General features: G+C 67.0%; 20 protein-coding genes. 12 read left to right on the top strand and 8 right to left on the bottom strand.

Features of this window, described 5'->3' with window-relative positions; all coding sequences use genetic code 11:
* Nucleotides 1–80 precede the first annotated feature (80 nt).
* Genes QOI01_RS19910 through sigJ form a run of 4 tightly spaced genes read left to right on the top strand, consistent with a single transcriptional unit; the run spans nucleotide 81 to nucleotide 4,576 of the window.
* Nucleotides 81–992: an ABC transporter substrate-binding protein gene (locus tag QOI01_RS19910; RefSeq protein ID WP_526383951.1), complete on the top strand. Its 912-nt coding sequence runs from the start codon at nucleotides 81–83 to the stop codon at nucleotides 990–992.
* Nucleotides 992–2,533 (top strand): amino acid ABC transporter permease/ATP-binding protein, encoded by a 1,542-nt coding sequence (locus tag QOI01_RS19905; protein WP_526383949.1) that lies wholly within the window; start codon nucleotides 992–994, stop codon nucleotides 2,531–2,533. The genes QOI01_RS19910 and QOI01_RS19905 overlap by 1 nt, the downstream gene beginning before the upstream one ends.
* A gap of 13 nt (nucleotides 2,534–2,546) precedes the next feature.
* Entirely contained in the window at nucleotides 2,547–3,641 is a 1,095-nt protein-coding gene (locus QOI01_RS19900) for an acetamidase/formamidase family protein (protein ID WP_526383947.1), read from the top strand.
* Nucleotides 3,642–3,667: 26 nt separating this feature from the next.
* Nucleotides 3,668–4,576, top strand: coding sequence for an RNA polymerase sigma factor SigJ (sigJ, locus tag QOI01_RS19895; protein WP_526383945.1), 909 nt, complete (start codon nucleotides 3,668–3,670; stop codon nucleotides 4,574–4,576).
* On the opposite strand, the gene QOI01_RS19890 is transcribed toward sigJ, so the two are convergent.
* The 5 genes from QOI01_RS19890 to sdhC form a co-directional block, all read right to left on the bottom strand.
* Entirely contained in the window at nucleotides 4,573–5,166 is a 594-nt protein-coding gene (locus QOI01_RS19890) for a carboxymuconolactone decarboxylase family protein (protein ID WP_526383943.1), read from the bottom strand. The genes sigJ and QOI01_RS19890 overlap by 4 nt on opposite strands.
* 101 nt (nucleotides 5,167–5,267) lie before the next feature.
* Nucleotides 5,268–6,059, bottom strand: coding sequence for a succinate dehydrogenase/fumarate reductase iron-sulfur subunit (locus QOI01_RS19885; protein WP_526383941.1), 792 nt, complete (start codon nucleotides 6,057–6,059; stop codon nucleotides 5,268–5,270).
* A gap of 2 nt (nucleotides 6,060–6,061) precedes the next feature.
* A complete protein-coding gene (gene sdhA, locus QOI01_RS19880) occupies nucleotides 6,062–7,855 on the bottom strand; it encodes a succinate dehydrogenase flavoprotein subunit (RefSeq protein WP_526383939.1) in 1,794 nt (597 codons plus the stop codon).
* A gap of 30 nt (nucleotides 7,856–7,885) precedes the next feature.
* Nucleotides 7,886–8,305 (bottom strand): succinate dehydrogenase hydrophobic membrane anchor subunit, encoded by a 420-nt coding sequence (locus tag QOI01_RS19875; protein WP_526383953.1) that lies wholly within the window; start codon nucleotides 8,303–8,305, stop codon nucleotides 7,886–7,888.
* Nucleotides 8,306–8,442: 137 nt separating this feature from the next.
* On the bottom strand, nucleotides 8,443–8,871 hold the full coding sequence (gene sdhC / locus QOI01_RS19870; RefSeq protein WP_526383937.1) for a succinate dehydrogenase, cytochrome b556 subunit: 429 nt from the start codon (nucleotides 8,869–8,871) through the stop codon (nucleotides 8,443–8,445).
* Nucleotides 8,872–9,101: 230 nt separating this feature from the next.
* Here sdhC and QOI01_RS19865 point away from each other — a divergent pair, with 230 nt between their 5' ends.
* From QOI01_RS19865 to QOI01_RS19855, 3 genes are read left to right on the top strand one after another with little or no spacing between them, the layout of a single operon-like run.
* Complete coding sequence (locus tag QOI01_RS19865) at nucleotides 9,102–9,518, top strand: cytidine deaminase (RefSeq protein ID WP_526383935.1); 417 nt, start codon at nucleotides 9,102–9,104, stop codon at nucleotides 9,516–9,518.
* On the top strand, nucleotides 9,515–10,816 hold the full coding sequence (locus tag QOI01_RS19860) for a thymidine phosphorylase (RefSeq protein WP_526383933.1): 1,302 nt from the start codon (nucleotides 9,515–9,517) through the stop codon (nucleotides 10,814–10,816). Before QOI01_RS19865 ends, QOI01_RS19860 begins: the two co-directional genes overlap by 4 nt.
* Complete coding sequence (locus tag QOI01_RS19855) at nucleotides 10,813–11,901, top strand: adenosine deaminase (RefSeq protein ID WP_526383932.1); 1,089 nt, start codon at nucleotides 10,813–10,815, stop codon at nucleotides 11,899–11,901. The genes QOI01_RS19860 and QOI01_RS19855 overlap by 4 nt, the downstream gene beginning before the upstream one ends.
* A 79-nt stretch (nucleotides 11,902–11,980) precedes the next feature.
* Here the strand turns inward: QOI01_RS19855 and QOI01_RS19850 are convergent, their stop codons facing one another.
* The 3 genes from QOI01_RS19850 to QOI01_RS19840 all read right to left on the bottom strand — a co-directional run bounded on the left by QOI01_RS19850 (nucleotide 11,981) and on the right by QOI01_RS19840 (nucleotide 14,876).
* Nucleotides 11,981–12,286, bottom strand: coding sequence for a hypothetical protein (locus tag QOI01_RS19850; RefSeq protein ID WP_526383930.1), 306 nt, complete (start codon nucleotides 12,284–12,286; stop codon nucleotides 11,981–11,983).
* Between the two features lie 212 nt (nucleotides 12,287–12,498).
* Nucleotides 12,499–13,332, bottom strand: coding sequence for an alpha/beta fold hydrolase (locus tag QOI01_RS19845; protein WP_526383928.1), 834 nt, complete (start codon nucleotides 13,330–13,332; stop codon nucleotides 12,499–12,501).
* Entirely contained in the window at nucleotides 13,329–14,876 is a 1,548-nt protein-coding gene (locus QOI01_RS19840) for a PucR family transcriptional regulator (protein ID WP_526383926.1), read from the bottom strand. The genes QOI01_RS19845 and QOI01_RS19840 overlap by 4 nt, the downstream gene beginning before the upstream one ends.
* Before the next feature lie 251 nt (nucleotides 14,877–15,127).
* Between QOI01_RS19840 and QOI01_RS19835 the strand changes: the two genes are divergently transcribed.
* The 5 genes from QOI01_RS19835 to QOI01_RS19815 form a co-directional block, all read left to right on the top strand.
* Nucleotides 15,128–16,603, top strand: a complete 1,476-nt coding sequence (locus QOI01_RS19835) for an amino acid permease (protein WP_526383924.1) — start codon at nucleotides 15,128–15,130, stop codon at nucleotides 16,601–16,603.
* Nucleotides 16,603–17,286: an SDR family NAD(P)-dependent oxidoreductase gene (locus QOI01_RS19830; RefSeq protein ID WP_526383922.1), complete on the top strand. Its 684-nt coding sequence runs from the start codon at nucleotides 16,603–16,605 to the stop codon at nucleotides 17,284–17,286. Before QOI01_RS19835 ends, QOI01_RS19830 begins: the two co-directional genes overlap by 1 nt.
* A complete protein-coding gene (locus QOI01_RS19825; protein ID WP_526383920.1) occupies nucleotides 17,286–18,050 on the top strand; it encodes an SDR family NAD(P)-dependent oxidoreductase in 765 nt (254 codons plus the stop codon). The genes QOI01_RS19830 and QOI01_RS19825 overlap by 1 nt, the downstream gene beginning before the upstream one ends.
* Nucleotides 18,047–18,997, top strand: coding sequence for an agmatinase (gene speB, locus QOI01_RS19820; RefSeq protein ID WP_526383918.1), 951 nt, complete (start codon nucleotides 18,047–18,049; stop codon nucleotides 18,995–18,997). Before QOI01_RS19825 ends, speB begins: the two co-directional genes overlap by 4 nt.
* Nucleotides 18,994–19,384 (top strand): polysaccharide deacetylase family protein (locus tag QOI01_RS19815; RefSeq protein WP_526383916.1); only part of this gene is annotated, 391 nt, incomplete at its 3' end. The genes speB and QOI01_RS19815, both read left to right, overlap by 4 nt.

The following is a 19,384-nucleotide window of genomic DNA, read 5'->3' as shown; positions in this document are numbered from 1 at the left end:
GGTGTCGCGATGCGCGCTCGCGTCCTAGCCTCACGGAGGTAACTTGGTCGGACCATCCGGCCAATGCGGAGGGAGCTCTCATGACTTCACTGGCCGTGCGGACACTCGTTGTCGCGCTGTGCGCTGTCGCCGCTCTTGCTGGATGCTCGACGGACGACCCCTCCCAGACTTCGTCGAGCGGCGACTACGCCGATATCGCCAACTCGCCCGCCTGCGCCAAGCTGCGCCAGGATCATCCCGGCCTTGGGGGCAAGACGATGCGCAATGCGATCAATCCCTACACCCCCGGCTATGAGACCGTCGATCCCACCGACCCCGGCAAGTACCAGGGGTTCGACATCGACCTGGGCGATGCGATCGGCGCCTGTCTGGGCTTTTCGGTGAGCTACGTGCCCGTCGGCTTCTCCGAACTGGTCCCGACCGTGGCCAGCGGGCGCGCCGACTGGATTCTGTCGAACCTGTACGCGACGAAGGAACGGGCCCAGGGTGGCGTGGACTTCGTCAGCTACTCGAAGGTCTTCGACGGCATCCTGGTCAAGACCGGCAACCCGAAGAAGATCACCGGCATCGACCCGTCGCTGTGTGGCCTGACCGTCGCGCTGAACAAGGGCTACGTCGAGGTGCCGCTGGTTGACGCCGTCCGTCCCCAATGCCAGTCCCAGGGCAAGCCCGCCCCCACCACCAGCCTGTTCGACAACAGCTCCGACTGCGTGCAGGCCATCCTCGCCGCACGCGCCGACGCTTACATGAACGACGTCAACACCGTGAAGCGCTACATCGCCGCACACCCCGACGATCTGGCGTCGGCCGACACCGTGATGCTCGACTACACCATCGGCATCGGCGTGCCCAAGGACAATCACGACCTGCGCGACGCCGTCGTCGGCGCCGTGACCGAGATCCAATCCGCCGGCCTGCAAGCCAAACTCGCCAGTAAGTGGAAGCTCGACGAGAACGCAGTGGCACAGCCGAGCGTGCTCAGCGCCGACTGATGGACAAGTTCGCCCACTACCTGACCACCGGCTGGCTGCTCGACGGCATCGTCTTCACCCTGCAGCTGACGCTGTACGGCTTTGCCGGCGGGCTGCTGCTTGGATTGATCCTGGCCCTGGCGCAGCTGACGCGGTTCAAACCGCTCACCGTGCTGGCCCGCACCTATGTGGTCATCTATCGGGGCACTCCGCTGATCCTGCAGATGGTCTTCGTGTTCACCGCGCTGCCGCATGCCGGGATCTCGTTTCCGCCGCTGATGGCGGCCTCGGTCGCACTGGCGATGAACGAGGCGGCGTTCTTCGCCGAGATCTTCCGCTCCGGGGTGCGAGCCGTCGACCCCGGTCAGCTGGCCGCGGCGCGGGCGCTGGGACTGGTCCCCACAGTGGTGGCGCGGCGCATCGTCGTGCCGCAGGTGGCCCGGCTGTCGGTACCGGCACTCAGCAACGAGGCCATCGCCACGATGAAGAACTCCGCACTGGCCTCCATCATCGCGGTACCCGAATTGACCTTGCGCACACAGCAGCTGACGTCGGCAACGTTCGACTACTTCTCCATCTACTTCGCCACCGGCGTGATGTACCTGGCGCTGACCGGCGTTCTGACCATGGTGCAGCTGCTGCTCGAGGACGCGCTCAACCTCGACCGCGGCCACCGGCGCTCGGTGTTGTCGCGGCTGGTGCCGCTGCCGCGCAGCCAGGCAGCACCGGCCCCGTCACCTGGGGTGGCCCAACCCGGTGTGGTTCTCGATGCGGCCGTGAATCGAAGCATCGGCCCGGAGTTGATCCGATTGATCGGAGTGCGCAAGTCGTACGGTGAGCACACCATCTTCGACGGAGTGGACCTAAGCATCCGGTCGGGCGAGGTGGTCGCGTTGCTGGGGCCGAGTGGTTCCGGCAAGAGCACGCTGCTGCAGATGATCAACGGGCTCACCGACGTCGACGCGGGAACGATCACGGTGGCCAGCACCCGGATCGGGTTCGACGAACGACGACGGCCCCTTTCAGCGCGCCAGGCCGCCGAACAGCGCCAACAGCTCGGCATCGGGATGGTCTTCCAGCACTTCAACCTCTTCAGCCACCTGTCGGCACGCGCCAATGTCGCCGGGCCGCTGAACTGGACGGGCACACCCAAGCCGCAAGCGGAGGAGGCCGCCGATGCACTGCTGGCGAAGGTCGGCATGGGGCCGCGGGCAGATGCCCTGCCGCGGCAGCTCTCCGGCGGTCAGCAGCAACGGGTCGGCATCGCGCGGGCGCTGGCCCTCAACCCGCGGGTGCTGCTTCTCGACGAGCCCACCAGCGCGCTGGACCCAGAACTCATCGCCGGCGTGCTCGACGTCATTCGTGACCTTGCCTACCGGCACGCCCTGACGATGGTCATCGCCACCCACCAGCTCGGCTTCGCCAGTGAGATCGCCGACCGGGTGGTGTTCATGGCCGGTGGCGCCATCCTCGAAGAGGGACCGGCCGCCGACGTGATCGGTTCTCCCACACACGAAGTCACCCGCCGATTCATGAGCGCCATGCGCGCGGCGGCAGTCTAGAAGGAGCGCACCAATGCCACCTGTCCCGTCGACCACTTCGGCTCGCACGGTCCTGCAGTCGGGGTCGGGGTCGCTGCCCGGCAGGCATTACCTGCCGTCGCGGCCCGACGAGGTGCACTGGGGCTGGCTGCCCAACGCCGCCACGGCACCCGTGATGGAAGTCGCGAGCGGCGACACCATCACCATCGACACGGTGAGTCACGAAGGCATCCTCGAGGATCAGGGCCGCGATCCGGTCGGCTTCCTTGCCGACTTCGGTGTCCGTGAGGCCGAGGTACTCGCCGACATGATCGCCATCGCCGCAGACGGCCCCCACCACGAGATCGACGACGGACCTCACGTGGTGACCGGGCCCATCGCGGTGAGCCAGGCCCGCGCCGGCGACGTGCTGCGCATCGACGTCGTCGAGCTGACGCAGCGCGCGCCGTACGGCTTCATCAGCATGAGGCACGGATTCGGGGCGCTGCCGGACGAGTTGCCGGCTGAGGGGATGATGTTCAGCCACTTCTGCGAGGTCGATCCGTCGGGTAGCCGCGCGAGAATCGCCGTCGCAGAACGGTTCCTGCAGTTCCCGCTGGCACCCTTCCTCGGCTTGATGGGGGTGGCTCGCGACACCGGCGAGCCCGTCCCGTCGGTGCCGCCTGGCGACCACGGCGGCAACATGGACGTCAAACACGCCGTGGCGGGAGCCACCGTGTTCCTGCCAGTGCAGGTCGATGGGGCGCTTTTCTACGTCGGCGACCCGCACTTCGCGCAGGGCAACGGCGAGGTGGCGCTGACGGCGCTCGAGGCACCGCTGCGCGCGACCGTACGGCTCTCCGTGCTCCGAGCCGACGAGCGTACGCAGGCGATCGGCCCACTGACGTCACCGATGGTCGAGACGGCGTCGCACTGGATTCCCACCGGTATGGACGTCGATCTCGACGAGGCCATGCGCAAGGCCGTCCGAAATGCCGTCGCGTTCTTGTCTCAGCGCTTCGCCATTCCCGAACCCGTTGTCATGGCCTACCTTTCGGCTGCCGCAGACTTCGAGGTGAGCCAGGTGGTGGACGCAGTCAAGGGTGTGCACTGCATGATCGCCAAGGACGACTTCGCGGCCTGGTTCTGAATCGAAGCGGGCACTACCCTGGACGCGTGACCACCGCGCAGCGAGCCGACGAATTCGAGCGGTTGCGGTCACACCTCCTTGCCGTGGCCTACCGGCTCACCGGCACGTTCGCCGACGCCGAGGATGCGGTGCAGGACGCGTGGCTGCGCTGGGATGCCCTTGGGTCGCGGCGCGACGAGATCGCCGACCTGCGGGCGTGGCTCACGACCGTCGTCAGCCGAATCGGGCTCGACCGGCTCCGGTCGGCTGCGCACCGCCGCGAGACGTATTTCGGAGAGTGGCTTCCCGAACCCGTGGTGGCGCCGCTCGACAGGTCGGACCCGCTGACCGCCGTCGTCGCCGAAGAGGATGCCCGCTTCGCCGCGATGGTGGTGCTCGAACGCCTCACCCCGGATCAGCGGGTGGCCTTCGTCCTGCACGACGGCTTCGCCGTGCCGTTCGACGAGATCGCCGATGTGCTCGGCATCAGTCCGGTGGCGGCACGGCAGCTCGGTTCGAGGGCCAGACGGACGGTGGCCGACGCCGAGGCACCGGCACGCGACCCGTCGCACGACGAGGTGGTCGGAATGCTGATGGCGGCCATGGCCGTCGGCGACATGCAGGCGGTCGTCGGCCTCCTGCATCCCGACGTGACGTTCACCGGAGACTCGAACCGCAAGGCGCCCACTGCCGCCCGCGTCATCCACGGTCCCGACAAGGTGGCCCGCTTCGTCTTCGGCCTTGCCAAGCGCTACGGGCCCAGGTTCTTCGAGGCGGCCCAGTTGGCGCTCGTCAACGGTGAACTGGGGGTCGTCACGGAGGGATTCGAGGCCACCGATGAATGGCCCGCGATGCAGCCGCACATTCAGGCGCTGACCGTCCGCGACGGAAGGGTCTACGCCATCTGGGACATCGCCAACCCGGACAAGTTCACCGGCTCACCGCTGGGTGCCTAGGCGGGCTGTTCACCGGCCCACGGAACGCGGCACGCGTCGCCTGAGCTGAAGCCCTGCTCGGTGATCCCCAGCGCGGTGTTCATCCTGGCGCGCATGTTCTCGATGCCAACCTGGTAGGTCAGTTCCATGACGCCCGCATCGCCGAAGCGGCGCCGCAGGTCCGCGACCTGCTCGTCGGTGACCAGGTGCGGGTTGGTGGTCATGGCGTCGGCGTAGGCGATCGCCGCGCGTTCGTCGTCGGTGAACAGCGGCGAGGTCGCGTAGTCGTCGATCTTCTTTAGCCGTTCGACGTCCAGCCCGTCGAGACGGATCATCATGGCGCCGAAGTCGACGCACCACGAGCACCCGACCGTGCGGGCGGTCCAGTAGACCGCGAGTTCTCGGACGTCGGCGGGCAGCTTCTTAGAACCGCGTTCCAGCAGCGTCTCGTGCACGGCATTGGCGACGAGCAGCGGCATGTGGTTGGCGCCGACGGCGAACGGCACGGGCACCTCGCCGAAACGGCGCTTGGCGTATCGGTACATCAGGCGCGCCATCAGCGGCGCCTTGTCGGGGGACAGTGGCTCGATGCGAGGTCGTTGAGTACTCATATCCGTCAGACGAGACAGCCCCCGAATGTGTGACACCCAGCCCCCGCGATTTCGGCGCGCGTGGTTGCGCTCACCGCAACTGAACGCGCCGAAATCGCGACTTAGCGGGCGAACATCAAGGCGCGCTTGACCTCTTGGATCGCCTTGGTCACCTGGATGCCCCTTGGGCACGATTCGGTGCAGTTGAAGGTGGTGCGGCAGCGCCACACGCCGTCGACTTCGTTGAGGATGTCCAGTCGTTCGGCGGCGGCCTCGTCGCGGCTGTCGAAGATGAATCGGTGGGCGTTGACGATGGCGGCGGGCCCGAAGTACGAACCCTCGTTCCAGAACACCGGGCAGCTGGTCGTGCAGCACGCGCAGAGGATGCACTTGGTGGTGTCGTCGTAGCGAGCGCGGTCGGTTTGGCTCTGAATGCGTTCCCGCGTCGGCGGATTGCCGCTGGTGATCAGGAACGGCTTCACCGCGCGGAAGGCGTCGAAGAACGGCTCCATGTCGACGACGAGGTCCTTCTCCACGGGCAGCCCGCGAATCGGCTCGATCGTGATCGTCAGCTGCTTGCCGGGCTTCTTCGGCAGCATGTCGCGCATCAGCACCTTGCACGCCAGCCGGTTCACGCCGTTGATGCGCATGGCGTCCGAGCCGCACACACCGTGTGCGCACGACCGGCGGAAGGTCAGCGTTCCGTCGAGATACCACTTCACGTAGTGCAGCAGGTTGAGCAGCCGGTCCGACGGCAGAGCCGGCACCCGGTAGCTCTGGAAGCCGGCGCCGTCCGGATCCTCGGGGTTGAACCGCGCGATCTTCAGCGTGACCATCACGGCGCCCTCGGGCATCGGAGGAGTCGCGGCGTCGCCACTGTCGGGCTTGTCTGGGGCTTCCAAGACCGGGGCCATGGTCAGTACTTCCGTTCCATCGGCTCATAACGGGTCTGGACCACGGGCTTGTAGTCCAGCCGGATGTCGCTCAACAAGTCGCCAGTTCGTTCGGGTCCGCCGGTGGCTTCGCTCTTGCCCTCCAGGACCTTGTACGCCATGGTGTGGCGCATGTAGTTGGTGTCGTCACGGTTCGGGTAGTCCTCGCGGGCGTGGCCGCCCCGGGACTCCTTGCGGTTGAGCGCGCCGACGACGGTGACCTCGGCCAGTTCGAGCAGGAAGCCGAGTTCGATGGCCTCAAGCAGGTCGCTGTTGTAGCGCTTGCCCTTGTCCTGCACGGTGATTCGGGCGTACCGCTCCTTGAGGGCATGGATGTCTGTGAGCGCCTGCTTGAGGGTTTCCTCGGTACGGAACACGGCCGCGTTGTTGTCCATCGACTGCTGCAGCGCACCGCGGATGTCGGCGACGCGTTCGTTGCCGTGCTCGGAGAGGATGTCGCCGACCCAGTTGGTGACCATGCCGGCGGGAGTCTCCGGCATGTCGACGAAGTCGTGGCCCAGTGCGTAATTCGCGGCGGCGATGCCCGCGCGTCGGCCGAACACGTTGATGTCCAGCAGTGAATTCGTGCCCAGCCGGTTGGAACCGTGCACCGACACGCACGCGCACTCGCCCGCGGCGTAGAGCCCCGGCACGATCGAGGAGTTGTCGCGCAGCACCTGGCCGTGGACTGTGGTGGGGATGCCGCCCATCACGTAGTGGCACGTCGGATACACCGGCACTAGCTCGGTGACCGGGTCGACGCCCAGGTAGGTGCGGGCGAATTCGGTGATGTCGGGCAGCTTGGCCTCGAGCACGTCGGCGCCGAGGTGGCGCACGTCGATGTAGACGTAGTCCTTGTTGGGTCCGGCGCCGCGGCCCTCGAGTACCTCGAGCACCATCGACCGCGCCACGATGTCGCGGGGCGCGAGGTCGACGATCGTCGGCGCGTAGCGCTCCATGAACCGTTCACCCTCGGCGTTGAGCAGGCGTCCGCCCTCGCCGCGCACGGCTTCGGAGATCAGAATGCCGAGGCCGGCCAGGCCTGTCGGGTGGAACTGGTGAAACTCCATGTCCTCCAAGGGGAGTCCCTTGCGGAACACGATGCCGAGGCCGTCCCCGGTCAGCGTGTGCGCGTTGGAGGTGGTCTTGTACATGCGCCCCGACCCGCCGGTGGCGAAGACGATCGCCTTGGTATGGAAGATGTGAATGTCACCGCTCGCCAGCTCGTAGGCGACGATGCCCGACGCCACCGGCCCGCCCGGCGTATCCGAGAGCACCAGGTCCAGCGCGTAGAACTCGTTGTAGAACTCGACGTCGTGCTTGACGCAGTTCTGGTACAGGGTCTGCAGGATCATGTGTCCGGTGCGGTCGGCCGCGTAGCAGGCGCGGCGCACGGGTGCCTTGCCGTGGTCCCGGGTGTGGCCGCCGAAGCGGCGCTGGTCGATGCGGCCCTCGGGGGTGCGGTTGAATGGCATCCCCATCTTTTCGAGGTCGTAGACCGCGTCGATGGCTTCCTTGCACATGATCTCGACGGCGTCCTGGTCAGCGAGGTAGTCGCCGCCCTTGACGGTGTCGAAGGTGTGCCACTCCCAGTTGTCGTCTTCGACGTTGGCCAGCGCGGCGCACATGCCGCCCTGTGCGGCACCGGTGTGGCTGCGCGTCGGGTACAGCTTGGTCAGGACGGCGGTTCGCACGCGGGGGCCGGCCTCGACCGCTGCCCGCATTCCGGCGCCGCCCGCACCCACGATGACGACGTCGTAGCGGTGTTCAACAATCATTTCAAGATCACCTTGACTCCCACTTCCGGCTCACGAGATGTTCGCGTCGAAGGTCAACAGCACGTACGTGCCAAGGACCAGCGTGAACAGAATCGACAACGCAAGCAGGGTGTTCAGCCAAAATTTGGTCGAGTCCTTGCGGGCGTAGTCGGCGATGATCGTGCGCATGCCGTTGCCGCCGTGGAGCTGGGCGAGCCACAGCAGCACCAGGTCCCAGGTCTGCCAGAACGGCGAGGCCCAGCGCTGCGCTACGTAGTTGAAGTCGATTCGGTAGACGCCGCCGTCCCAGATCAGGCCGATGAAGAGATGGCCGAGCGCCAGGACCACCAGCACGATTCCGGAGAAGCGCATGAACAGCCACGCATACTTCTCGAAGTTCGGCATCGCGCTGCGGTGCCGGGGTGAGCGCGGGTTGTCCAGCCCGGCGGGCCTGTCGTGGCTGCGCTGCAGGACGGGCGCGGGCCCGCCTCGCTCGCTGACGTGGTCGTAGGGGTTCTCGCCCCGGACGGGGACTGATCCCCGGGTCGCTTCGCTCCTGCCCTCCGAAACCACTTCCCGGGTCGCTTCGCTCCTGCCCTCCGAAGCGCTCACAGGAAACGCTCCGCCATGTGCATGCCCATCACGCCCAGCGCGGCGATGAACACCGTGATCCAGACTCCCAGCACTATCCACAGCATCAACCGCTGGTACTTGGGACCCTGCTCCCAGAAGTCGATCAGGATGATCCTGATGCCGTTGAGTGCGTGGTAGAGCACCGCCACCACCAGGCCCATTTCCATGAGGCCGATGATGGGGGTCTTGTAGGTGTCGATGATCTCGTTGTAGGCCTCGGGACTGACCCGGACGAGTGCGGTGTCGAGCACGTGCACGAAGAGGAAGAAGAAGACGGTGGCGCCGGTGATGCGGTGCAGAACCCAGGACCACATGCCGGGGTCACCGCGGTAAAGCGTGCGTCGGCGCTTCGACGACGATCGCGGGGTGGGTATCGCGGAATCCGCGGCTGTAGCTGTACTCATCTCGGACCTCCAACGCCATCGGTGGACGCTTCGCTCACGTTGGACAGGAACCTGTGCTAACTGGGCCTGACCTCGGGGCGACTCTAAACCCAATCGTGCTCCCGAAAGAACTAGCGTGGAACCGTTGGCGGCCCTCTCATCACCGAAGTTAGGGTTGCCTACCTAAGTACTCGAGTTACGAAACGGGAGCTTCGGAATGCATTCAGAAACCTTGCGACGGACCTGGCACGATGCCTGATGCTGACTGGAAGGCGTTGCGCGTCAAGGCGATAGAGGTCTCTGCGATGGCATACGCCCCCTACTCCCAGTTCCCGGTGGGCGCCGCGGCGCTGACGGCCGATGACCGAATCCTGGTCGGCTGCAATGTGGAGAATGTCTCATATGGTCTAGGTCTCTGTGCCGAGTGTTCTGTGGTCTGCGCCTTGCATTCCGGGGGTGGCGGAAGGCTGGTCGCGCTCACGTGTGTCGACGGGTCAGGAGCGTTGCTCATGCCGTGCGGTCGTTGCAGGCAAGTGCTTCTGGAGCACGGGGGGCCGGAGATGCTGATCGACCATCCCGCCGGCCCACGGCCGCTGGGCGAGCTGTTGCCCCACGCGTTCGGTCCGGACGACCTCGGGCGCACGGAACTCGGAAATCAATCACAGTGACCCCGTTCACGTTCGATGCTCCGACGGTCATCCGGACCAAGCGCGACGGTGGCGTCCTGTCAGATGCCGCGATCGACTGGGTGATCGACGGCTACACCCGTGGCCTGGTACACGACGAGCAAATGTCGGCGCTTCTCATGGCGATCTTCCTACGGGGCATGACTCCCGGTGAGATCTCCCGCTGGACGGCGGCGATGATCGACTCCGGCGAGCGCTTCGACTTCGGCGACCTCCGTCGCGACGGCAAGCCGTTGCGGTTGGTGGACAAGCACTCCACCGGAGGCGTCGGTGACAAGATCACCATCCCTCTGGTGCCGGTCGTCATGGCCTGTGGGGCAGCCGTGCCGCAAGCCTCCGGACGCGGGCTTGGACATACCGGCGGCACGCTCGACAAGCTGGAGGCCATCGCAGGCTTCTCCGCTGAACTGTCCAAAGCTCGGATACGACAACAGCTTCAGGACATCGGCGCCGTCGTCTTCGCGGCGGGGGACCTCGCGCCCGCCGACCGCAAGCTCTACGCGCTGCGCGACGTCACCGCGACGGTTGATTCGCTGCCGTTGATCGCCAGCTCGATCATGAGCAAGAAGCTGTCCGAGGGGGCGCGGGCCCTAGTGCTGGACACCAAGGTGGGCCGCGGCGCCTTCCTCAAGACCGAGGCCGAGGCACGCGAGCTGGCCCGCACGATGGTCGAACTGGGCACCGCCCAGGGCGTGGACACCCGTGCGCTGCTCACCGACATGGACCGGCCACTGGGCCTGGCCGTCGGCAACGCCATCGAGGTCACCGAGTCGATGGACGTACTGGCCGGCGGCGGCCCGGAAGACGTAGTGGAGCTGACGGTGGCGCTGGCGCGCGAGATGCTCGAGACCGCGGGGATCGACGACGTCGACCCGGCGCAAACGTTGCGCGACGGCACTGCGATGGACCGGTTCCGTGCGCTGGTCGGTGCCCAGGGTGGGGATCTGTCGCAACCGCTCCCGATCGGTGCCCATGCCGAGACCGTCACCGCATCACGCGGTGGCACGATGGGCGATATCGACGCGATGGCGGTGGGTCTGGCGGTGTGGCGGCTCGGAGCGGGCCGCTCGACACCCGGGGGGCGGGTGCAGTTCGGCGCCGGGCTGCGCATCCACCGCAGACCCGGGGAGCCCGTCGTCGCCGGCGAAGCGCTGTTCACCCTCTACACCGACACCCCCGAGCGCTTCGATGGAGCGATGGCCGAACTCGACGGCGGCTGGTCGGTCGGCTCCAGTCACCCGGGGCACCGCCCCTTGATCATCGATCGGATTACGTCATGACGACACCGTTGACGCTCGAAATGATCCAGAAGGCGCCCAAGGCGCTACTGCACGACCACCTCGACGGCGGGCTACGTCCCGCGACGGTGGTGGAACTGGCCGACCAGTTCGGCTACGACGGGCTGCCCGTCACCGACGTCGACGAGCTGGCCGCGTTCTTCCGCACTGCCGCACACAGCGGATCGTTGGTCCGCTATCTGGAGCCGTTCGCCCACACGGTCGGCGTCATGCAGACACCCGAGGCCCTGCACCGGGTGGCCTTCGAATGTGTCCAGGACCTGGCCGCCGACTCGGTGGTCTACGCCGAGGTCCGGTTCGCCCCCGAACTGCACATCGATGGCGGGCTATCGCTCGACGCCGTCGTCGATGCGGTCCTGGCGGGCTTCGCCGACGGTGAGAAGGCGGCCGAAGCAGACGGCAAGACGATCACGGTGCGCTGCCTGGTCACCGCGATGCGGCATGCCGCCCGGTCGAGGGAGATCGCCGAACTGGCAATCCGGTTCCGCGACAAGGGCGTCGTCGGCTTCGACATAGCGGGCGCGGAGGCTGGGTACCCGCCCACGCGGCATCTGGATGCCTTCGAGTACATGCGGAACAACAACGCGCGCTTCACCATTCACGCAGGGGAGGCGTTCGGCCTGCCGTCCATCCACGAGGCGATCGCGTTCTGCGGTGCCGATCGCCTGGGCCACGGCGTGCGGATCGTCGACGACATCGAGGTGCACGACGACGGGAACGCGGAGCTCGGCCGGTTGGCTTCGATCCTGCGGGACAAGCGGATTCCGCTCGAGATGTGCCCCAGCAGCAACGTCCAGACCGGAGCCGTCGCCAGCATCGCCGAGCACCCGTTCGCCCTGTTGGCCAGGCTTCGGTTCCGGGTGACGGTCAACACCGACAACCGATTGATGAGCGATACGACGATGAGCCAGGAGATGCTGCGCCTGGTCGAGGCCTTCGGTTACGGCTGGAGCGACCTCGAGCGGTTCACCATCAACGCGATGAAGTCCTCGTTCATCCCGTTCCGCGAGCGGCTGGCTCTGATCGACGACGTCATCAAGCCGCGCTACGCCGTCCTCATCGGCTAGCCCCCTTTGGCGATTTCGGCGCGTTGACAGTCGCTGCTGAGCGAACGTTGACGCGCCCAAATCGCCAACGGCTGGCGAGCTATCCCGCGGCCTGCCCCGGCATCAGGACGGGGTCGTCGGACGTCAGCGTGGGAAGGTCGCCCAGGGTCGGTAGCTGCCGCGTGGGTGTGATTTGCTGCAGGTCGGATCCCTCCTGTACAGCGGGGGGCGCCTGGCAGCCTCCGTCAAAGGTGATTACTCCGCCGGTGCTGATGCAGCATCCCTCAGGGCTTCTAGCTGTCTTCGACATGCAGTCGTCGTACGCACCGATGTCCCATTCTGGCTCGGCGCTCACGGTTGCGGCGGTCCCGAGCGCGAGTGCGGCGATGAACGGGGATGTCGTCAAGAGCCGACGCAGACGGGTGGGGGAGGGGTCATGGATGTTCCTCGATTTAGGTGACCCGATGCCGCCGGTGGCACTAATACCCAAGTTTCCCTGCGGGTTTCGGATTCAGACGGTGGGCGATGGTATCGCCTCCCTCCAGTGATTCCGAACGGGCGTTCTACCCCGCCGCCAGCTCCACATGAAGCGGTTTCGGCACGCCGAAATCGCGGGGGTCAGCGCGTGAGGACCTCGCGGAGACGGTCGGCGAACTCGCCTGGCGCACCCATGAAGCCGCCGTGATCGCCGGGGAACGTCGTGGTGTCCACGCCGAGTTGCTCAGCGACGGCGACGGAGGTCCGCTGCGTCAGCAGGTGGCCCGACTCCGCACCAAGGCCGACGACGATGCGCGTTGCCGACTCCCGCAGCGCCTCGAAGTCCGGGAGGTACTGCGTGGTGGGCGCCAGGTCGTGCACGAAGAAGCGCGCTCCCTCGGCCATCTCCTGTTCGGGATTCACCGGAGCGCCCTGCGGTTCGGGTGGACCATCGCCGAAGGCGGCCAGGTCGAAGCCGGCATTGACCATGAACTTCATCCACGCCGCTTGTAGTCCGTCGGCGAGGAACGTGTCGGTGATGTCCTGCGTGGCGGCCCGCTGCTGCTCGGCGTCGGGGAGCAGTTCCAGGAGCGGCGGTTCGTGCGCCACCAACGTGCCGACTCGGTCGGGGTAACGGGCGGCCAAAGCCAGGCCGGTCACCGCACCGCCGCTGGAGCCGAACACGTCGGCCGATTCCACGCCCAGGTCGTCGAGGATCGCCACGACGTCGTCGGCCCGCAGGTCGGGGTTCGACGGCCCGTCGGGGTCGTCGACGGGGCTGCCTGCGAAGCCGCGCGGGTCGTAGGTGACGACCGTGTTTTCGGTGGCCATGGCGTGTGCGAGGGGTGCGAACTCCGCGGCGGCCATCGGGGAGCCGATGACCAGCAGCAGGGGACCGCTGCCGCGCACCTCGTAGTGCAGCCGGGCGCCGGGGACGTCGATGGAGCGGGAGATTAGGCCGTCAGTCGTGGTCATGCCGGTGTTGACCGGTGGCCCGAGGAAAACTCATCGGCGCCCACTCCTGCCGGGCTGAGGAGGTCTCTCGCGCGCAGCGCCAGCCAGAACTCGGCGATGGCTGCGGTGTCGGTGATCCGGCGCCCGGTGATCTCCTCGACGCGTTGAATTCGGTACACCACCGTCTGGCGGTGCACTCCCATCGCCTTCGCGGTCCTGACCCATGACCGCTCGCACCTCAGGTAGGCGTCCAGCGTTTTGACCATGTCACTGGAGCGTGCGACGTCATAGTCGATGAGCGTGCCGAGAACGCGATCCACCACCACCTGAGCTTCCTCGGTGTCGCGCAACACCGACAGCATCGTGACGTCGCCGTAGTGCGCGGTGCGGTCCGGCGTGCTCTCCGCCGCGCGCATCGCCCACGTCGCCTCGCGGACCGCTGCCGGGCCACGCCGTGGATGGGCGAGAAGGTCGCTGACGCCGATGGCTGCCCCAGCGCCGATGCGGTGTCGCAACGCGGTGAGTGGGCCGTCACCGGCGGGGATCAGCCCGTAGAGCACCGGCCCCCGGCGCAGCAGAAGGTGCGGTACCTGGCGGCGACCGAGGCTGACGTGCAGGTGACGCTCGGCGCTCTGCGAGCCGCCCGCGATCGCGATCAGCGCCGTGCCAGTGGGTCGAAGACCCCGGTCGGTGAGTACGCGTCCGGCTTCCCCGCCCGCGAGTCGTCCGTCGCACAACGAAGCCAATACCTCTGCGCCGATGCGGCGGTCGTGCTCGCGGCGCACGTTCTGCTGTGCCAGCAGCACCGCCATGGCGGACGCCAGATGCTGAAGCTGCACGACGTCGGGTGGTGACGCCCGAAAGCCGTAGGCGACCAACACCGTCGGCTCCTCGTCGGGCACCTCGACCGCCAGCGCGCGTTCGTCACCCGCGGCAACGTGCAACACGCCGGGCACCGCCCCTCGTCGTTCGGCGATCTCGGCGGTGAGGGCTCGTCGCAAACCGTCCGGCACGGGATCAGATGAGTCGAGCGCGACCTCGCCCGTAGCGGTATCGAGAACGGCCAGCCGGCAGGCGACGTCGCGACCCAACTGCGCCAGCGCGTTCTCCGCCCCCGGATGGTTCACCGACTGGCGGATCACCTGGTAGACCCGCTCGGTCACCGCGATGCGCCTGCCGTCTTCGTCGTCGGCGCCGCCCGCCACCGCCCGTCCGATCGCCGCGAACCCGACCGAATACGGCACCAGCAGCACCGGAAACGTCAGTTCATCGGCGAGCGATACCGCCGCGGGAGTGAGATCGGGTGTCGCAGAGTCGAGCCCGATGACGATGCCACAGATGCCCTTCTCGGCGAGCCCGCGGATGAGCGCGATCTGGCCCCTTGCGGACTCGGGCAGCGTGCGCCCGTTCTTCATCAGCAACTCGCCGCCCGCCAGCCACGACCACGGCTCCTCGAGGTCGGAGGTCTGCGCCCAGGACACCGCGTGGTCAAGTCCGCCCGCCCCCGCGCGCACGCCAAGTCGCAGGTGCGGTGTGTCGACCAGGTCGGCCAGTCGATGGGTCATGGATTCCTCGCAATTCCGGCGTGATTTCATCCGCCCGCAACATGGTGGAGCGTCGCGGCGGCCGGCGCCAAAGGCCCTGTTCAGGATCGGCAGCGACCGCTCGAGTCGGCGATCGACGCCGATGTGGCGCGACAGCTACCCGTGAATCTAGACGATCGTATGAGCGTCTGTACATACTTCAGATGATTGTCGGGTTCTGTTCTCGTCGGATCGGGTGGAAGGTCGCTGCAACCCGGCTACGAGGAGCAGCAATGACAGATTCCGGCCCCAGCACCACGGCTTCTTCTGCCGAGTCGCCCTCGAGGATGAGTCGCGGCTTCAGCTTCCGGTCGGCGCTGGCGTTGGCATTCGCCGACGTGTCCCCGATCGCGGCGGTGTACGCGATCTTCACCCTCGGGCTGTTCGCCGCCGGTCCGAAGTTCTTCTGGGCATTCCCGATCGTGCTGATCGGTCAGCTCCTCGTTGCGGGCGTGTTCGGCGAGTTGGCCTCCCGGTGGCCGTATGCAGGCAGCGTCTACCAGTGGTCGCGGCACGTGCGGGGCACGACGTGGGGTTGGGTCGCCGCATGGGCCTACATGTGGGGCCTCACGATTGCGCTCGGCACGCTGTCGTACGCGGCCAGCGGGTTCCTGCTGCAGATCTTCGGCGTCGCCGAGCCGAACCGATGGCTGACGGCGACGGTCGCGATCGCGATCATTGCGCTCGGCACCGTGGTCAACATCGTGGGCCGACAGGTCTTGAAGGTCATGGTGATCGCCAGCATCACGTGCGAGGTGATCGGGTCGGTCGGCTTGGGCATCGTGCTGCTGGTGTTCTACCGCGAGAACCCCTTCTCCGCCCTATTCTCCAGCGCGGGCATCCCGGACGCCGCGACGTGGACGTCGGGACCGATGCTGCTCGCGGTCGCCTTCGTCGGCTGGTCCTTCCTCGGGTTCGAGGCGGCGGGGTCGGTCGCCGAGGAGGTCGACGATCCGGAGCGCAACGTGCCCAAGGCGATCATCCTGGGCCTCCTGTTGGTGGGCCTGGTGGTGATGTTCTCCAGCGCCGCATTGATTCTCGCCATCCCGAACCTCGACGAGGTGGTGGCTGCGCAGTCCGGCGACGTGGTGTCCGAGACGCTGACCGCTCACCTGGGGGCTGGGGTGACCAAGCCGCTACTGGCCATGTTCGTCATCGGCTTCATCTCGAGTTTCCTTGCCGTGCAGGCGGCCGTCTCGCGGTGCATCTGGGGTGCCGCCCGCGACCGCAGTCTGCCTGGGTCGAAGGTGCTCGGAGCGCTCGCAGGACCGGAACGGTTGCCCGTCAACGCGATTGCATTGACTGCCGTCGTCGCCATCGTGTTCATCCTGTTGGCCGGTTCCGAGTTCTACAACATCCTGGTCAACTTCAACATCATCGGCTTCTACATCGCGTTCGGAGTCCCCGTGATCGGTGCGGCCATCTCCCGACTCACCGGCAAGTGGAAGCCCGGCCCGTTCAACCTTGGCAGGTGGGGTGCCCCGGTCACCTACCTCGCGTCGCTGTGGATCATCTTCGAGACTGTCAACGTCGCATGGCCGCGGACCCAACCCGATCAGCCGTGGTACATCAACTGGGCCAGTGTGCTGACCACGTCGGTGCTCACCGTCGTCGGCGTCGCGATCTACCTGACCGTGCGACGCAACATCGAGGCGCCCGTCGGCGAGCGGTTCGCCCGAGAGGCTGACACTGCGGCATCCGGAACGTGATGTCCCGCAATGCGATCGTCACCGGGTCGGCTTCCGGCATCGGCGCGGCGATCGCCGAACTGCTCCGCGCAGAGGGTTGGATGGTGGCAGGCATCGACCTGTCGGATACCGTCGACCAGGTAGCCGACGTGTCCGATCCCGCCGCCGTGCTCGCCGCGATCCGGGAGATTCGGGCGAAGGTCGGCGAAATCGACGCACTGGTGTCGGCGGCGGGGCACTACGACATCACGCCGGTGTCGCAGATCTCCGCGGCCGCGTTGCACCGGATGCTTCGCGTCCACCTCGGCGGACTGCGGAACACCGCGCGGGCGGTTCTGCCCTCGATGCTGACGCGAGGTTCCGGTGCGATCGTCGCAGTGACCTCCGAACTCGCCATCGGCGGAGGCGACGGTGACGCGCACTACGCCGCGGCCAAGGGTGCCGTCATCGGGTTGGTACGCAGCCTCGCCGCCGAAGTGGCCGGCCGTGGCGTGCGGGTCAACGCGGTCGCGCCCGGGCCCACGGACACCCCACTGCTGTCAGCGGATTCTCCGTGGCGCTCGGCGGACTACCTGGCCACGCTGCCCAATCGCAGGCTGACGCGGCCCGACGAGGTCGCCCGAGTGGTGGCATTCCTACTCGATCCCGGTGCCGCGTACTGCACCGGGGAAGTCATCTCACCCAACGGCGGAGCGGTGATCTGATGGTGGACAAGCCTTTACGAGGACGGCTGGCGCTGGTCACCGGCGCCGCCCAAGGCATCGGCGCGGCCATCGCCTGTAGGCTCGCTACCGACGGGGCCGACGTGGCCGTCAACGACCTTGGGGAGAGCGAGGCGTTGGCGGAGGTGGTTGCCGCGACCGGCGGATTCCCCGTGGTCGGTGACATGTCCAACCCCGACGTCGCGGATCTCGTCGACGGCATCGAGTGGAACCGCCGCCCCGTTGACGTCCTGGTGTGCAACGCGGCCTACATGACGATGGCGCCGTTCACCGACGACGACGAGGATGACTGGTGGAGGGTCGTCGACACGAATCTCGCAGGGACCTTCGGCCTCATCCAGGCCGTGCTACCCGGGATGCGGCGTGCTGGCGGCGGGAACATCGTCGTCATCGCCTCCGAATGGGGAGTCATCGGGTGGCCGGGGGCCAGCGCCTACTCGGCGTCCAAGGCAGGCCTGATCTCGCTGGTGAAGACGCTCGGCCGCGAACTGGCACGCGAGAACATCACCGTCAACGCGATCGCACCAGGGGTGGTAGACACCCCGCAGCTTCACGTCGATGCCGCGGCCGCCTCGATCAGCCTGGCCGAGATGCACCAGCGCTACGGCGCAGGAATCCCGATGGGGAGAATTGGTAGAGCAGAGGAAATTGCAAGCGCAGTAGCACTTTTGGCGCGCAGTGACGTCGGCGCGATGGTGGGTCAGACACTTCAGATCAACGGAGGATCGACACGGTGCCGAGTATGAACGACGACATCAAGGGACAGGCCGACGGTCAGGCGATCCCGCGCTACGCCGGCCTGACGACGTTCGCCCGGTTGCCGCGTCGGGAGGACGTGACGCGTTGCGACGTGGCCGTCGTCGGCATCCCGTTCGACTCCGGTGTCACCTATCGACCAGGTGCCCGGTTCGGGCCCTCGCACATCCGGCAGGCGTCGCGGCTGCTCCGTCCGTACAACCCTCAGTTGCAGGTATCGCCCTTCGCGGACCAGCAGGTGGTGGATGCGGGAGACATGGTGGCCAACCCGTTCGACATCGCCACCGCGGTCGCCGAGATCGATGCGCAGGCATCCGAACTCATCGAGTCCGGCGCCCGCCTGGTCACGCTCGGGGGGGACCACACCATCGCGTACCCACTGCTGCGCGCCCACCACCGCCGATACGGCCCAGTAGCGTTGCTGCACTTCGATGCTCACCTCGACACCTGGGACACCTACTTCGACGCGCCCGTGACGCATGGGACACCGTTCCGGCGTGCCGCTGAGGAGGGATTGTTCGTCCCCGGCCACAGTGCGCACGTCGGCATTCGCGGATCACTTTATGCGCCAAATGATCTCGCCGAAGATGCGGGCTTCGGGTTCACCGTCGTGCACAGTGCGGAGTTCGAACGTCGCACCACGGACGACGTGATCGAGCAGTTGCGCGACACGATCGGCGATCGCCCGCTGTACGTCTCGGTCGACATCGACGTTCTCGATCCCGCCCACGCACCTGCGACCGGTACGCCGGAGGCAGGGGGGATGACTAGTCGCGAGCTGCTGGCGATCGTGCGCGGCCTCGACGGGCTCGATCTGGTCGGTGCCGACGTCGTCGAGGTGTCCCCGGCGTACGACCACGCCGAGATCACCGGCGTCGCTGCGGCTAACCTGGCCTACGAGTTGATCTCACTGCTCGCCAGGAGGGCCGGATCGTGAGCTTGCCCGCCGTCCCCATTGCATGGCCCGGCAAGGCTCGGTGTGCCGCGTCTTTCAGCTTCGACGTCGACGCGGAGTCGGCGATGCTCGCCGTCGATCACGGGCACGCGAATCGCATGTCGGCCATCAGCCATCAGGCATACGGTCCGCTGGTGGGTGTTCCACGCATCCTGAAGATCCTCGCCAGACACGAGGTCACGTCGACGTTCTTCGTACCGGGCTACACGGCCTTTCGCTACCCCGACGTGATCCGCAGCATCGTGGCCGAGGGGCACGAGATCGCCCACCACGGCTACCTGCACGAGGCGATGGCCGGGCTGTCGGCCGACGAGGAGGCTGCGATCCTCGACCGCGGCACCGCCGTGCTGGAAGAGGTGACCGGAGTCA

The sequence above is a fragment of the Mycobacterium sp. genome (assembly GCF_032162605.1).
In the GTDB taxonomy this organism is placed as follows: Bacteria; Actinomycetota; Actinomycetes; order Mycobacteriales; family Mycobacteriaceae; genus Mycobacterium.
The sequence above is the reverse complement of the archived record's forward strand: the minus strand, read 5'-3'. Positions and strand labels throughout refer to the sequence as shown.